This is a genomic window from Cycloclasticus pugetii PS-1 (assembly GCF_000384415.1).
GTDB classification, from domain to species: Bacteria; Pseudomonadota; Gammaproteobacteria; order Methylococcales; family Cycloclasticaceae; genus Cycloclasticus; species Cycloclasticus pugetii.
Genome location: NZ_ARVU01000001.1, coordinates 615913 through 630575, shown reverse-complemented (window position 1 = coordinate 630575; position 14663 = coordinate 615913). Strand labels below are relative to the sequence as shown.

Annotated in this window: 12 protein-coding genes; 5 read left to right on the top strand and 7 right to left on the bottom strand. The window is 45.0% G+C overall.

The genetic code is table 11. The annotated features are described in order from the left end of the window. Positions 1 to 170 precede the first annotated feature (170 nt). From pyrF to mltF, 5 genes are all read left to right on the top strand, one after another. Positions 171 to 917 carry an orotidine-5'-phosphate decarboxylase gene (gene pyrF, locus CYCPU_RS0103160; protein WP_020161898.1) on the top strand — a complete coding sequence of 249 codons (747 nt, stop codon included), beginning with the start codon at positions 171 to 173 and terminating at the stop codon, positions 915 to 917. After that, the gene (locus CYCPU_RS0103155) at positions 910 to 1254 is read left to right on the top strand and encodes a phasin family protein (protein WP_015005434.1); all 345 of its coding nucleotides are present in this window, start codon (positions 910 to 912) and stop codon (positions 1252 to 1254) included. Before pyrF ends, CYCPU_RS0103155 begins: the two co-directional genes overlap by 8 nt. Before the next feature lie 164 nt (positions 1255 to 1418). Further along, positions 1419 to 1742 (top strand): phasin family protein, encoded by a 324-nt coding sequence (locus CYCPU_RS0103150; protein ID WP_016389738.1) that lies wholly within the window; start codon positions 1419 to 1421, stop codon positions 1740 to 1742. Positions 1743 to 1908: 166 nt separating this feature from the next. Further along, a complete protein-coding gene (gene fba / locus CYCPU_RS0103145) occupies positions 1909 to 2973 on the top strand; it encodes a class II fructose-bisphosphate aldolase (protein WP_015005433.1) in 1065 nt (354 codons plus the stop codon). A 282-nt stretch (positions 2974 to 3255) separates the two neighbouring features. Continuing rightward, on the top strand, positions 3256 to 4677 hold the full coding sequence (gene mltF, locus CYCPU_RS0103140; protein WP_020161897.1) for a membrane-bound lytic murein transglycosylase MltF: 1422 nt from the start codon (positions 3256 to 3258) through the stop codon (positions 4675 to 4677). Here the strand turns inward: mltF and CYCPU_RS0103135 are convergent. The 7 genes from CYCPU_RS0103135 to guaA form a co-directional block, all read right to left on the bottom strand. After that, positions 4663 to 5505 carry an alpha/beta hydrolase gene (locus tag CYCPU_RS0103135; protein WP_015005431.1) on the bottom strand — a complete coding sequence of 281 codons (843 nt, stop codon included), beginning with the start codon at positions 5503 to 5505 and terminating at the stop codon, positions 4663 to 4665. The two genes, mltF and CYCPU_RS0103135, sit on opposite strands and share 15 nt — an antisense overlap. A 93-nt stretch (positions 5506 to 5598) precedes the next feature. Beyond that, on the bottom strand, positions 5599 to 6054 hold the full coding sequence (gene tadA, locus CYCPU_RS0103130; protein WP_015005430.1) for a tRNA adenosine(34) deaminase TadA: 456 nt from the start codon (positions 6052 to 6054) through the stop codon (positions 5599 to 5601). A gap of 3 nt (positions 6055 to 6057) precedes the next feature. Beyond that, a complete protein-coding gene (locus tag CYCPU_RS0103125) occupies positions 6058 to 7569 on the bottom strand; it encodes a diguanylate cyclase domain-containing protein (RefSeq protein WP_020161896.1) in 1512 nt (503 codons plus the stop codon). Positions 7570 to 7680: 111 nt separating this feature from the next. Beyond that, positions 7681 to 8802: an ABC transporter permease gene (locus tag CYCPU_RS0103120; protein WP_020161895.1), complete on the bottom strand. Its 1122-nt coding sequence runs from the start codon at positions 8800 to 8802 to the stop codon at positions 7681 to 7683. Between the two features lie 3 nt (positions 8803 to 8805). Further along, complete coding sequence (gene rbbA / locus CYCPU_RS0103115; RefSeq protein WP_020161894.1) at positions 8806 to 11595, bottom strand: ribosome-associated ATPase/putative transporter RbbA; 2790 nt, start codon at positions 11593 to 11595, stop codon at positions 8806 to 8808. Further along, positions 11592 to 12695: an HlyD family secretion protein gene (locus tag CYCPU_RS0103110; protein ID WP_015005426.1), complete on the bottom strand. Its 1104-nt coding sequence runs from the start codon at positions 12693 to 12695 to the stop codon at positions 11592 to 11594. The genes rbbA and CYCPU_RS0103110 overlap by 4 nt, the downstream gene beginning before the upstream one ends. Before the next feature lie 371 nt (positions 12696 to 13066). Then, positions 13067 to 14656, bottom strand: coding sequence for a glutamine-hydrolyzing GMP synthase (gene guaA, locus CYCPU_RS0103105; RefSeq protein ID WP_015005425.1), 1590 nt, complete (start codon positions 14654 to 14656; stop codon positions 13067 to 13069). Positions 14657 to 14663 lie beyond the last annotated feature (7 nt).

Here is a 14663-nt window from a genome sequence, read left to right as displayed (position 1 = left end):
TTAGTTTAAATACTTCGCCATGCTAGCTATTGTCTTATCATTAATAACGTACATCATAACCAAAAAGCTGAATATTTGCTTAACCCATGCCATGACAAATTTCCATCGGCAAGCGGGCGACAGGGCGTTATAATATCCATCATACTTTAAACACTATGGAGCGGCGCCTCATGTCATGGCTTTCTAACAAACCTATTCCTGTTAATGAACGACTCATCGTTGCTTTGGATGTCCCTGATATTCCACAGGCTAAAGCGTTAGTCACGCTATTAGGCGACAGCGTTATTTTCTACAAAATTGGACTTGAGTTATTCATGTCTGGTGATTATTTTGAGCTAATCGACTGGCTCAATGAACAAAATAAACGCATCTTTGTTGACCTCAAATTTTTTGATGTGCCTGCAACAGTTGGTCGTGCTGTTAAACAGCTTAGCGATAAGAAAGTTGATTTTGTCACCATACACGGTAACAACGCTATTATGCAGGCTGCCGCTGAGCAAAAAGGCCAACTGAAAGTTCTTGCTGTTACCGTCTTAACCAGTTTAGATAGGGGCGACCTAGATGACTTAGGGTTTAAATGCGATGTTGAAGAACTCGTCACCTCACGTGCCAAACGAGCTATTGAACTGGGTTGTGATGGTGTTATTTCTTCTGGACTAGAAGCCCCAGGACTACGGGACTCATTAGGTCCAAACTTCTTGGTTGTTTCGCCTGGTATTCGACCCGTCGATAATAAGCCAGATGACGACCAAAAACGAGTCGTCAGCGTTGAACAAGCCTTTTATAATGGAGCCGACCATATTGTAGTTGGGCGACCTATTCGTGATGCTCGAGATCCCAAGCAGGCTGCCTTAGATATACAAAAAAGTATTCGTCATGTATTTAGTGAAAATTTATCAGGAGATCATAATGATTAAGGACTTAAACAGTTTCACTCAACCTATATCAAAACTTGTTGAATTAAATACTCATCACTTCGACACCCTCATGGACGCTCAAAAAAAAGCAGCCGAAGATTATAAAAAACTTGTTCAGCAACGCATGCAAACTGCAACAAAAATTAAAGACCCTATTGCATTAGCTAGTTTTGTCACCGATCAAATGGCACTCGCCCAAAGTAACTATGAAAAAATGGTAGATAACAGCCGTGTTATGTTTGAAACCATGACAGGCTATAACGCTGAAGTAATTAAACTTTTTCAGGAAAGCACCGTTCAGCTAAAAAAAGAAATTGATAAAGAAACAAAAAAATAGCCTGATTATTTTTTGTTTCTTTAATTAACTATTGTTAGCTACCTTTTATTAGGGTTGAAGCACCTCACAAAACAAATGTTGCGCCGCAATAAATTTTACTTTAAACTGGCCTTTCTAACCTTTGTTTTAAATTAGATTTACTCAACCTTATTTGGAGAAATTTCATGAACGACTTTAATGCTTTTGCAGCCCCTATCACTAAATTAATTGAATTAAACAAAACTCATTTCAAAAAAATGGCCGCGGCACAACAAGAAGCTGCTAAAAACTATGCCGAATTAGCTGAAGCCCGCATCAAAGCAGCAACTAACATTAATAATCCTGAGGCACTTAATGCTTTTGCCAAAGAGCAAGTCGAACTCGCTCAATCAAGCCTTGAAAAATTTGTTGCTGATAGCAAATCTTTATTCGAAGACACGAAAGCTTATAACGAGCAAGTACTTAACATTGTTAAAGAAAGCGCAGCGGCTCTAACACCAAAAAAATAAACATCAAATTAAGTCTATGTTGGAAACCACTACCACTCGGTAGTGGTTTTTTTATAGTTGAAACATTATTAAAATAGAAACACGCTGCCATAAAAGTTAAACTAGCCTTATCAACGAATAACACTCATTCGTCACCAAACAACTTAATTCTATAAGGGGATTTCAAATGGCTTTAATTTCTCTACGCCAACTACTCGACCACGCTGCTGAAAACAACTACGGCGTACCAGCTTTTAATGCCAATAACATGGAACAGGTTCATGCTGTTATGCAAGCAGCAGACGCAACTAATAGTCCTGTTATTATTCAAGGTTCTGCCGGGGCAAGAAAATATGCTGGTTCAGCATTTCTAAAACACCTAATTCTCGCTGCGGTTGAACAGTACCCACACATTCCTGTGGTTTTTCACCAAGATCACGGCACCAGTCCTGCCATCTGCCAACGGTCTATTCAGTTAGGTTTTACCTCTGTCATGATGGATGGTTCTTTAGAAGCTGACGGCAAAACACCCAGTAGTTATGAATATAATGTTGAGGTTACTAGGAAAACAGTTGAAATGTCGCACGCTTGTGGTGTGTCTGTTGAAGGTGAGCTCGGTTGTCTCGGTTCTCTTGAAACTGGTGAAGCAGGTGAAGAAGATGGAGTTGGCGCCTCTGGCGTTTTAACACACGAACAAATGCTAACCGACCCTGAGGAAGCTGCTGATTTTGTTAAAAAAACGGGGGTTGATGCATTAGCTATCGCCATTGGCACCAGTCATGGTGCCTATAAGTTTACCAAACCCCCAACTGGCGATACTTTAGCTATTCAACGCATAAAAGAGATCCACGCAAGACTGCCTAATACTCACCTTGTAATGCATGGTTCTTCATCGGTTCCTCAAGATTGGCTAAAAATTGTCAATGATTTTGGCGGCGACCTTGGTGAAACCTATGGCGTACCAGTTAATGAAATCCAACAGGGCATCAAGTATGGTGTACGAAAAGTGAATATCGACACCGATTTACGCTTAGCTAGTACTGGTTCTATCAGGCGGCACTTAGCAGAAAACCCCAAAAACTTTGACCCTAGAAAGTTCCTAGCTGTATCAACCGACGCAATGCAACGTATATGCGAAGATCGTATGGACGCGTTTGGAACATCTGGACAGGCAAGCAGTATTAAACCCATTAACCTAGAAGAAATGGTACTTCGTTACGACTCTGGCGAACTCAACCAAGTAGTTAAGTAATTAAAGCCTTTCGACTCAGGAGGCAGGCTCTAATTATAAGTTTCACGTCGGCTTATTAAACAACCAGGTTAGCACCACGGCAGTGTTTGCTAATCTGGTTGTCGTAACTTTTTTAATTATTACTCACCAATAACCCAGTTATAGCATTCATTCAGAACGCCCCTACTTTCAATTGGGTTATGTAAAATACCCTGCTTTTGCTAATATCTAGCTACCTAACACTAAAACTTTATCAGAATTTATTCATTACGTTTATGTACAATCCCCTTTAGCCTATCGGTTATGCTTAGCCCCTCACGCATAAAATACGTTTTTATTTTTCTTGCTGTGTCTGTACTTTCAGGCTGCACACCAGCGCCTTCATCATTAGAAAAAGTACTTAACCGTGGAGAGCTTGTTGTTCTGACGCGAATAGATCCATCAACGTATCTCATTGACGAAGCCGGAACCCATGGTTTTGAGTATGAATTAACATCACTGTTTGCGGAAAAGCTCGGTGTTAATATACGCTTCATTATTGCAAAAGAATTTCAACAATTGGTGCAATTATCAACTGAGGATGAGGCTGATTTTGTAGCTGCTGGACTAAGTATCACCCCAGACAGAAAAAAACGCTTACATTTCACGCCGCCTTATTACGAAGTCACGCAACAGCTTGTATATCATTATCGAACGCGTCGCCCTAAGTCCGTGGCGAAACTGAGCGGTTCTTTTATAGAAGTTATTGCCAACACCAGTCATGCCGAAAACTTACGTAGCATTCAAAAAACACATAAAAACCTGTCTTGGATAGAAAGCACCGATTCAACTGTTCTAGAGTTAGTTTCTCTAGTGAACGATCATATACTTGACTACACCGTCGTCGACTCCAATCAATTTCAACTCATTCGCGGTCAATTTCCCAACTTAAACGTTGCTTTTGATATTTCAAAACCTGAAAAAATAGCGTGGGCTTTTCCTCTTGGTGAAGACCACAGCTTATATAATGAAGCGGTTAAATTTCTCGCAGAACTTAAATCCACCGGTGTCTTAGAGCAGCTACAAGACAAGCACTTCGGCTATTCTAAACAATTAGATTACGTTGGAATTTGTACCTTCTGGCACCATGCTGACACTCGGCTCCCTAAGCTCATTAAGTCTTTTCATTTAGCTGCAAAAAAATATAATCTTGACTGGAAATTACTAGCGGCTGTTGCCTATCAAGAGTCTCACTGGAACAAACACGCTGTTTCGCCAACGGGTGTTCGCGGCATTATGATGCTGACGAAAGCCACTGCCAAACAAATGAACGTAACTAATCGATTAGACCCCGAGCAAAGCATTGAAGGCGGCGCACATTATTTATCAACTCGAATAAAAAAAATCCCTAAACGGATCGAAGAACCCGACAGAACATGGATGGCCTTGGCCGCTTATAATATTGGTTTTGGCCACTTAGAAGATGCGCGCATATTGACCCAACAACAAGGCGGCGACCCAGACAAATGGATTGATGTAAAACAGCGACTACCACTACTTGCTGAAAAGGAGTGGTATCAAAAAACAAAATACGGCTACGCACGTGGTAAAGAACCCGTCACCTATATTGATAATGTTCGCCAATATATCAAAATGCTTAAAAAACTTGAGCCTAACTCATTAAGTGATGAACAAAACAAAATTGATACCGACGCCACACTAAATATCGAGTTACAAGCGCTGTAACTCTCTTTTCATCCAATTTAAACCGTACTCAAAAACCTTTTCTTTCTCTGGTTCATGATGAAGTTCATGATAAAAACCTTGCCAGATCTTCAAACGGCATTGCTGACCGACGCGCTCAGAAAATATGGTACTCGCTGTATGACTTGTGATCGCATCAGCATCACCGTGCATCAACAAGACTGGAAAGTCCACTTCTGAGGCTTTTCGTAACAGTTGCTCGCCCTCACTTAGCATTTGAATGCCTAATCTAGCTGAAATCCGGTGATGAATTAAAGAATCTTCCGCTCGGCTTTTCAATATCTCTTTATCCCGACATAAGGCGACTTCGTTTATCTCGTTCGATAACGATAAAGTTGGCCACCCTGTTTGCACAAGTCGACCCAATAGTAATTTCCATTTAGCTGGCTCAAATGCAGGTTTAAACAAGGGTGAACTCAACACGACGCCTTTGAAACCAATTGGATGTGACAGCGCATATTGAATGCTCAGTGTTGCACCCAAGCTGTGACCGTAGATAAACCAGGGCTTGGCAACGTCAATATTTGATACTTCATCTATAAAACACTTAATATCCCGTATCATTTGTTGAAAATCAGCACTATGACCACGTTGACCACCAGACTTTCCATGCCCTCGCAAATCAAACGAAACAATCTCAACACCACAGGATGTATAGTATTCAACCATGTCTTTGTAGCGACCACTATGCTCGCCCAAACCATGAATTAAACACACCGTCATTATCGGCTCAACATCAGGCTGCCACCTAACGGCATGCATAGGCATTCCATCGTTAGCAAGCCACCTCTTTTCACTGTATTTTGCCATTATTTTCCTTGCGCTATAATCAACACAGTTGAAATAACATAGTAAGCCATCCTGATTAAGCTGATAACTGCCTTAACATTTCCTATAGCCCTTTCATTTACGCCTTTTTTTAAAAAAAGCGCTTAATAACTCAGAACACTCCTTCGCCAGCACGCCCCCTGTCCATTCAACATGATGGTTTGCATAACTAGCTTTAGTGAGTGATAGCGCACTACAAACAGCCCCCCTTTTTTCATCTAACGCACCAAACACAATGCGTTTAATTCGCGCATGTTGAATAGCCCCCAAACACATCACGCAAGGTTCAAGAGTGACAAAAAGGGTTGTATCAACAAGGCGGTAATTATCAAGTTGCAGACCAGCGTCACGAATAGCCACTATTTCAGCATGTGCAGTTGGGTCATTATTCTTTATAGGCAGGTTATAACCTTCAGAAATACACTCATTATCTTTGACGATAATTGCACCGACAGGTACTTCACCAACTTCTTCTGCTTTATGCGCTAAATTGATCGCTCTGCGCATCCAAGCCTCATCATTCATAAGCATTATTTATTCAGCAAAGGCCACATTGTTTCGTCCTGAATGTTTCACTGTATACATCGCTTTATCTGCCTTTTGTGTTAACACATCAATATCTGCGCCATCGTCTGGATAAAATGCAACGCCAATACTGGCACCAATCTGACAACTATCACCGTTGACCATTATGCTGTTAGAAACTGATTGAATAATATTCTCGGCAAGACTCCTTACCCCCTCATCATCCACTTGCCCTTCAAGTAACACAATAAATTCATCGCCACCAATACGAAAAACACTGTCAGATTTCCTAATGCAAGCAGCAATTCGATTCGCCGTTGTTTGCAACACCGTATCGCCAACACCGTGCCCATAGGTATCGTTAATAGGTTTAAATTGATCTAAATCGATATACAGTATCGCCAGTCTCGTTTTATTTCTTTGCGCAATACTAAGCGCATGTTCCGCCAACTCATAAAACACAATACGATTGGGCAATCCCGTTAACTCGTCTTTATGTGCTTGCTCAATAAGAATGGCTTCAGCTGCTTTCCTTTCCGATATATCTCTAATGGCAGCCGTAACTTCTACATTTTTGCCGTTCTCACTCAACGCGGTTTGCATCACAATGTCTGCGACTAAAATACTATCATCACTTTTTAGCAATCGCACCTCACACCGACTAGTAGGTAAACGGCCTGTCTTATCAACTGCCTCCAATATTTCCGAAAAAACAGCTTTCGATTCTTTTACAAAAAACAAACTCGCTGGCTTTAAAAGGTAATGTTGTTGGTTGAAGCCAAGTAATTCAACCACAGACCCACTAACAAAAGTGGTCAGCGCTGTTTTAACATCAACCCCAATCACAATATCTGTCGTTTTTTCCATCAGATTATCGTAATAGTCTTCTCTACGAATAAGTCTTATTGTAGCAATACAAAAGCAAACAAAAATAAGTAAAACTGTCGCTGTTTGAATACTTCTTAAAAAAAATGTCTCAGCCTTAGCCTCTTCTTCTAAACTAATGGTTAGTTCATTCATCAAGCTCAATAGTTCTTCATCATGCTTAGCCAAGTCCTTCATCATCTGGTGGGAAAATGATGCTGAAACTGCTTGAGATGATAGAAAATAGCTTAATTCCTCATGCAATGGTCGCCAAATATACTGAGCGTCAAATAAGCGTTCTCTAGCATCTTCATCAACCAGCTTGTCAATAAATATGACCTCACCTGAAGCTGCTGTAGCCGTACCACCTTCACTAAAAGCATTTAATGTTTCATCAAATAAGGCAACTGCTTTAGCCAGTTTATCCATATCACCCAGAGGAACTGTCTGATGCTGCGATGAATTATGAATAAGGGACGCTAACTTTATAATTTTCTGCGATAACATCCGCTGTCGACCCGCGATATTGATGTTCTTAGCAGATACTTCAATTTGAGCAGTAACATAGTAGTTAATCGCCAACAACGCAAAATCTAAAAGCATGACCAACACTAATGGAAGCAACACTAACTTGTACTTTAGGAGCGTTTGATTCATATGTAACTAACCTACCACATCACTAACATAACCACTATAAATGCTACCAGTTTTATGTAAATCGAGCAGTTAGGCCGTTACTCTCATTCACTCATCGCCCAGAGAATCTTCTTATGCCATGCTACTAATAGTACGCCGAAAGCGTGATAGCGAAAGTGAAAACAGCACGACTCCGATCGCCGTAATGGCAAGAAATTGCGGCCAGACAGCGGCAAAACCAGCGCCACGATAGAGAATCGCCTGAGCAAGCATCACAAAGTGTGTATTCGGTGCAGCAAACATGACCAATTGAACGAGCTCCGGCATGCTCTCGCGCGGCGTCGAGCCACCGGAGAGCATCTGCAACGGCAGTAACACCAACATCAGTAGCAGAGCAAACTGTGGCATCGAACGGGCGACAGTGCCGAGGAAAATACCCATTGAGGTAGTCGCAAACAAATGCAACGCCGCGCCAACTAGGAATAACCCCAGTGAGCCTTGAATCGGCACCGACAGCCAGCCTTGCACAACCGCGGTTAATGCAAAGGCGGTAGCAACAAGTACAACCAGCCCCATCGCCCAGACCTTGCTGGTCATAATCTCAAAAGGCGTAACCGGCATTACCAGCAGGTGCTCGACGGTGCCGTGCTCGCGTTCGCGAATCAGCGCCGCGCCAGTAAGAACAATAGACAACATCGTCACGTTGTTGATGACCTGCATAATCGCACCAAACCACGACTTATTTAGCTGGGGATTGAATCGCGCCCGTAGCGCCAAGTCAACCGGCAACTCCGGAACCTCACGGTAGCGCTGCGCAAAGGTCTGCACTTCGTCAGCAACGATAGTTTGTATATATCGGCTACCGGTAAAGGCTTGGCTCATCCGCGTGGCATCAACATTAAGCTGAATCGTTGGCCGCCGCCCCGCTAGCACATCACGTTGAAAGTTCGGCGGAATATCCAGTGCAAAGGTGTCAAGGCCAGCATCCATGCGAGCATCCATCTGTGCTTGATCAATCACGTCAGGCGGAACAAAATACGGTGGGTAAAAAGCACTAACAATACGCCATGACAGCGGAGAGCGATCCTCGTTTACAACCGCAATCGGCGCCTTGTTGAGACTCTCTGGCATGGCCGTAGCGGCCGTGTAAACTGAAACGGTAAAGGCATAAACGATCAACACAAGCATAATCGGATCACGCACGACACTGCGCAACTCCTTAACACCAATGTGGAAAATATTAGCAAGACGCATGGACTACCGCTCCTGCTTCTTAAGCATTACGGCAGACAAGCCGATCAACACCGGCACAGCCAATACCAACGGAAGGAAAGACGCATGCAGGTCGGAAAAGTTCAACGCCTTTGAGAAAGTACCCCGTGCGATTGTTAAAAAATGAGTCGTTGGGTAAACCTCACCAATCATCCGCCCCATTCCTTCTAAAGACGACACTGGATCAATCATGCCCGAGAAATTGGCTGCTGGCAGGATCGTCAATACCGCAGTACCGAAGATTGCCGCAATCTGGCTGCGCATGAAAGTAGAGATCAGCAAACCCACCGCAGTTGCGCAACCAACATAAAGCAATGCCCCTATTGCTAAGGTCAGAAAGCTACCCTTCAGCGGCACACCGAAAACAGTCACCGCAAGCAGTGTCAGCAATAAAAAACTCAAAAAAGATAGCATCACATAAGGCAGCTGCTTACCCAGCAGAAATTCGAGCCGCGTTGTTGGGGTAACATAAAAATTGGTAATCGAGCCAAGCTCCTTCTCCCGGACCACGCTGAGCGCCGCGAGCATCGCCGGAATCAACATCAACAAAAGCGGAATAACAGCCGGCACCATAGCAACTAGGCTTTTAACATCTGGGTTATAACGGAACCGAGTCTCAATATTAACGAGACCTGCCAAAGCCTCAGCGTAGCCGGCTTCACGCGCCTTGGTCGCGAGCCACTGGGCATGAATCCCTTGCACATAACCTCGAGTAGTCTCACCTCGTGATGGCATCGCGCCATCAATCCAGGCACCAATCTCGACCTGTCGCCCCCTGGCGATGTCGCGCGCGAAGCCCTGCGGAATTTCAATGGCCAAACTGATATCGCCTTCGCGCATTCGCCGATCCAAATCGGCAACATTGGTAATGGGGGCTTGCTCAATGAAGTAGCGTGAGCCGGCAAGATTAAGTGTATAGTCGCGACTCATGGTCGTCTGGTCTCGATCTAGCACCGCAAACGTAAGGTCCTCCACGTCTAGGCTGATGCCGTAGCCCATCACGAACATTAATATCACGCTACCGACCAATGCTAAGGTCAGCCGTATCGGATCACGGCGCAGCTCCAACCCTTCTCGTCGGGCATAACTGATCATCCGTCGAGAGTCGAACCAGCGCCGCCAACCCTTCGACTCAACGTGAGCTGTCGAGGCATTTATTGAATCGAGCGACGCTCTCTCATCTGCTTGTTTTTCAGCAATTCCTGTCTCCGATGCTTCTTCTAAATGCGCCACAAACGCCTCTTCCAATGTCTCCACTCCCCGCTGCCTGATCAAAGCATCAGGCGTGTCAGTTACCAGCACCTGACCTGCATGCATCAGCGAAATACGGTCACAACGTTCAGCTTCGTTCATAAAATGGGTAGAAATAAAAATAGTCACACCATCATCACGCGACAGCTCAACCAACATACGCCAAAAAGCATCGCGCGCAACTGGGTCGACGCCCGAAGTCGGCTCATCGAGGATTAACATTTCTGGCTTGTGGATCATCGCCACCGCTAGCGATAAACGTTGCCTAAGACCAACAGGCAATCCACCCGGCAAACTATCCACTACGGTGGCTAGGTCAAAACGCTCAATCATGTCTTCCACACGTCGCGAAATATCAGCGGCGGGCACATGAAACAGCCGGGCATGCAGCGCTAAGTTCTGTCGTACCGTCAGCTCCGTGTACAGCGAAAAGAACTGTGACATATAACCAACGCGGCGGCGCGTTGCAAGATCGTGTGGGTCCACCTCCTGTCCAAACAGCCAAGCCCGGCCTTCGCTCGGCGGTAAAAGACCTGTCAACATCTTCATGGTCGTGGTCTTGCCGCAACCATTCGAACCTAGGAAGCCGAAAATCTCACCTCGTGGGACACGCAGGTTGACATGGTCTACCGCATTAAAGTCACCAAATCGCATGGTCAAATCTTGCGCCTCAATCGCAGTATCCGCACCATCTTTCAGTCGCGGAGGTATGTCCACAGCACGATAGTTTCGTCGTTTGTCTTCTGGCAACAACTGGATAAAGGCCGCCTCTAACGAATCCACTCCTTGACCCTGTAACAAGCCTTCGGGGCTATCACAAGCCAATACCTGGCCACCATACATCGCGGCTAGCCAGTCGAAGCGAGCTGCCTCCTCCATATAGGCGGTTGCCACTAGCACACTCATGCCGGGGCGAGAGAAACGGATTCTGTCAATCAACTCCCAGAACTGGCGTCGTGAGAGCGGATCGACACCGGTAGTCGGCTCGTCAAGAATCAGGAGATCTGGGTCGTGAATCAATGCACAACAAAGGCCTAACTTCTGCTTCATTCCACCTGAAAGTTTACCTGCCGCTCTATCGAGAAACGACTTTAACCCTGTGGCTTCGGTTAACGCCTCGATTCGACGCGCCCTTTCGTCACCGTCATGCCCAAACAGACGACCAAAGAAGTCGAGGTTCTCACGTACTGACAGTGTCGCATAGAGGTTGCGCCCTAGGCCCTGTGGCATATAAGCAACCCGCGGCCCCACGCTGCGTCGGTGGCGCGCATTCGCCATATCACCGCTAAGTACCTCGACCTTACCATCTTGAACTGCGCGAGCGCCGGCAATCTGCGCCAACAAGCTCGATTTACCAACTCCATCTGGGCCAATCAACCCAGCCATACAACCGGCTGGAATATCAAGGTTAATGCCGTCAAGCGCATGCGCCTTCTTGTATCGTAAGGTGACGGCTTGCAAGCGGGCAACCGGCATAGCTAACTGATCGTGCTTATTCGTCTTTTCGCTGTTATTTTGATTCATTTTGGCAGCTTGACTTGCAGCTCAGGGGGCCAGCCTGCCTGCGAATCGAGCCGTACATAAGCCATACCGGGAAGGCCGGTTTTGACTTGGTAAAGATGTTTCCTGAGCAGTTGCGGGTCAATCTGCGCCTTAATTCTGAACATTAGCTTCTGACGCTCTTCTTCCGTTTCTACTGCCTTGGGAGTGAACTGCGCCACATCGGCAACAAAGGAAATCTTGGCTGGAACAACATATTGCAAAGCTGCATCTAGTACGAGCCTAGCCTCGGCACCTAAAGCGACACGTCCAGCTTGCTCGGTCGGTAAAAAGAAAGTCATATAAACATCTGCTAGATCGACCATGTTCAGCACCACGCCCCCCGGAGAAAGCACCTCGCCCGGCTGTGCAACACGGTATTGGATACGGCCATCACGCGGCGACTTCAGGACGCTGTCTTCGATATCTGCTTGAATGCGCTGGATGCCCGCTCGTACCGCTTCCACAGAAGCTTCTGCTCCAATAACATCAGATTTAGCTCGTCCTATAGCAGCTTGTGCGGCAGCCGCCTGAGCCTCAGCAGCACTTACGGCGGCCTTCGCGGCCTGAAAAGCGGCGCGGTCATCATCTTGCTGTGATACAGGCCCAGCCCCTTTCAATACTAACTCTTGCGAACGGATAAGGCGTTTCTTCGCGGCATCAAGCTCAGCCTTCCTCTGAGCAATCAATGCTTCGTTTGCCCGCTTCTCAGCTTCACGCTGGGTTACGTGGCTTTGTGCGGTTTCAATGCCGATAAGTGCACGTCTCAGTTGCGCTTCTTCCTCGCGCAGTTGCGCCTCTAGAACCGCCACATCCATCCTTGCCAGTTGCTGCCCAGCTTGGACAAAATCACCTTCGTTAGCCAAAATATCCTTGACCCGACCTGCGGTCTTAGCCGCAACGTCTATCTCTACCGCTTCGATCCGCCCATTACCTGCAGCAAAACCTTCTGGCAAACCCTTTGCTTGTGCAAGCCACCACAGCCAAGCAGCTAGGCCAATAACAACCGTAACAACAAGGGCCTGCAAAATTCTTACTCTTACGGGCCATTTCAAGCTTGGTTTATGGCTGGCCTTATTACTCATCTTTAAAACTCCTGCTGATCTTGTGGCATGTTGGTGTTACTTCACATAGCTTCCATAAAGGCCTGCATATATAAAGCTTTCTGCCAACCCTCGCTTATGTAGTGCTGTTCAATACAATGAGGGTGTAGCTATGGTCAAAATAGCATTTTTTTGCCACACGCTTTAAATAATATTAGGGAGTTGTCGATTTTTTGTGCCCTGTATAGCACTTTTGACACGGCATAGGCATTATTCACCCCCTAACTTAAGGACAAGAGTATCACGAATTATAGTGTTGAAAGAATTTGCCTAACACAGCTTAATAGCACAAGAAGTAAAGGTAACAAGCTGAATATTTTAAACTCATTCAGCCTGTTACCTATTTTCTGGAGTTATTCCCACTCTATCGTGGCAGGTGGCTTTCCTGAAATATCGTAGGTAACACGGGAAATACCTGATATTTCATTAATAATACGGTTCGACACATGTCCTAAAAAGTCATAAGGAAGCTGCGCCCAACGCGCTGTCATAAAGTCGATCGTTTCAACTGCACGTAATGCAATAACATATTCATAGCGCCGACCATCACCAGTAACACCCACTGATTTAACCGGTAAAAACACAGCAAATGCCTGACTAGTTTTATGATACAAGTCGTGTTTATATAATTCGCTAATAAAGATGTCATCGGCCAGACGCAATAAATCTGCGTATTCTTTTTTTACTTCACCTAATATTCTTACGCCAAGGCCTGGACCGGGAAACGGGTGACGATAGACCATATCCGATGGTAAGCCAAGCTCCACCCCAATTTGCCGAACTTCATCTTTAAAAAGCTCACGTAAAGGTTCAACCAGCTTTAACTTCATGTCTTTTGGTAAGCCACCTACATTATGGTGTGACTTGATAAGATGCGCCTTACCTGTTTTAGCCCCTGCTGACTCAATAACATCCGGGTAAATGGTGCCTTGGGCCAACCATTTTGCATTGGTTAACTTTGCTGATTCTTCATCAAAAATTTCAACAAATAGATTACCAATAATAATTCTTTTCTCTTCAGGGTCAGAAACACCTTTTAATTTATCAAGGTAGCGTTGTTCGGCATTAACACGTATAACATTAACCCCCATGTGTTCAGCAAACATGGCCATTACTTGATCCCCTTCGTTTAAACGAAGCAAACCCGTATCAACAAATACACAGATCAGCTGTTGACCAATCGCCTTATGCAATAACGCAGCAACAACAGAAGAGTCAACACCACCCGATAAACCTAACACCACTTGTTCGTTACCAACTTGTTCGCGAACAGATTCAATACTACTGTCAATAATGTTTTTTGACGTCCACAATGCCTCACACTGACAAATATCCAAAACAAAGCGACTTAAAATTCGCCCTCCTTGTTTTGTATGCGTTACTTCCGGGTGAAACTGTAGGCCGTAAAAATGTTTATCCTCATCAGCCATACCTGCGATAGGAGCGCTTTCGGTGCTTGCCATCAATTTGAAACCTTCAGGCAGCTCAACCACTTTGTCGCCGTGGCTCATCCACACATCCAACATGCCATAACCCTCTGGCGTGGTATGGTCTTCAATATCTCTTAATAACTCTGTATGTCCACGTGCTCGAATACTGGCATAACCGAATTCTTTAACCTCAGATGCTTCAACACGACCACCCATTTGAGCCGCCATTGTCTGCATGCCATAACAAATACCTAAGACAGGCACAGATAATTCAAAAACAATGCTGGGCGCTTGGGGCGCATCACCATTTGTAACAGTTTCGGGGCCACCCGACAAAATGATGCCATTCGCCTTAAAATCGCTAATCGATTGCGATTCAACATCGTATGGATAAATTTCACAATACACGCCTATTTCGCGTATGCGTCGAGCAATTAACTGTGTGTATTGCGAACCAAAATCTAAAATTAGAATTTTATGAGAATGGATATCTTCGTGTTGCTGTGTATTCAAACTAAAC

Excerpts from the sequence above, each read along its gene's own strand:
- pyrF (WP_020161898.1), top strand. The coding sequence starts at position 171 with ATGTCATGGCTTTCTAACAAACCTATTCCTGTTAATGAACGACTCATC.
- CYCPU_RS0103155 (WP_015005434.1), top strand. The coding sequence starts at position 910 with ATGATTAAGGACTTAAACAGTTTCACTCAACCTATATCAAAACTTGTT.
- CYCPU_RS0103150 (WP_016389738.1), top strand. The coding sequence starts at position 1,419 with ATGAACGACTTTAATGCTTTTGCAGCCCCTATCACTAAATTAATTGAA.
- fba (WP_015005433.1), top strand. The coding sequence starts at position 1,909 with ATGGCTTTAATTTCTCTACGCCAACTACTCGACCACGCTGCTGAAAAC.
- mltF (WP_020161897.1), top strand. The coding sequence starts at position 3,256 with ATGCTTAGCCCCTCACGCATAAAATACGTTTTTATTTTTCTTGCTGTG.
- CYCPU_RS0103135 (WP_015005431.1), bottom strand. The coding sequence starts at position 5,505 with ATGGCAAAATACAGTGAAAAGAGGTGGCTTGCTAACGATGGAATGCCT.
- tadA (WP_015005430.1), bottom strand. The coding sequence starts at position 6,054 with ATGCTTATGAATGATGAGGCTTGGATGCGCAGAGCGATCAATTTAGCG.
- CYCPU_RS0103125 (WP_020161896.1), bottom strand. The coding sequence starts at position 7,569 with ATGAATCAAACGCTCCTAAAGTACAAGTTAGTGTTGCTTCCATTAGTG.
- CYCPU_RS0103120 (WP_020161895.1), bottom strand. The coding sequence starts at position 8,802 with ATGCGTCTTGCTAATATTTTCCACATTGGTGTTAAGGAGTTGCGCAGT.
- rbbA (WP_020161894.1), bottom strand. The coding sequence starts at position 11,595 with ATGAATCAAAATAACAGCGAAAAGACGAATAAGCACGATCAGTTAGCT.
- CYCPU_RS0103110 (WP_015005426.1), bottom strand. The coding sequence starts at position 12,695 with ATGAGTAATAAGGCCAGCCATAAACCAAGCTTGAAATGGCCCGTAAGA.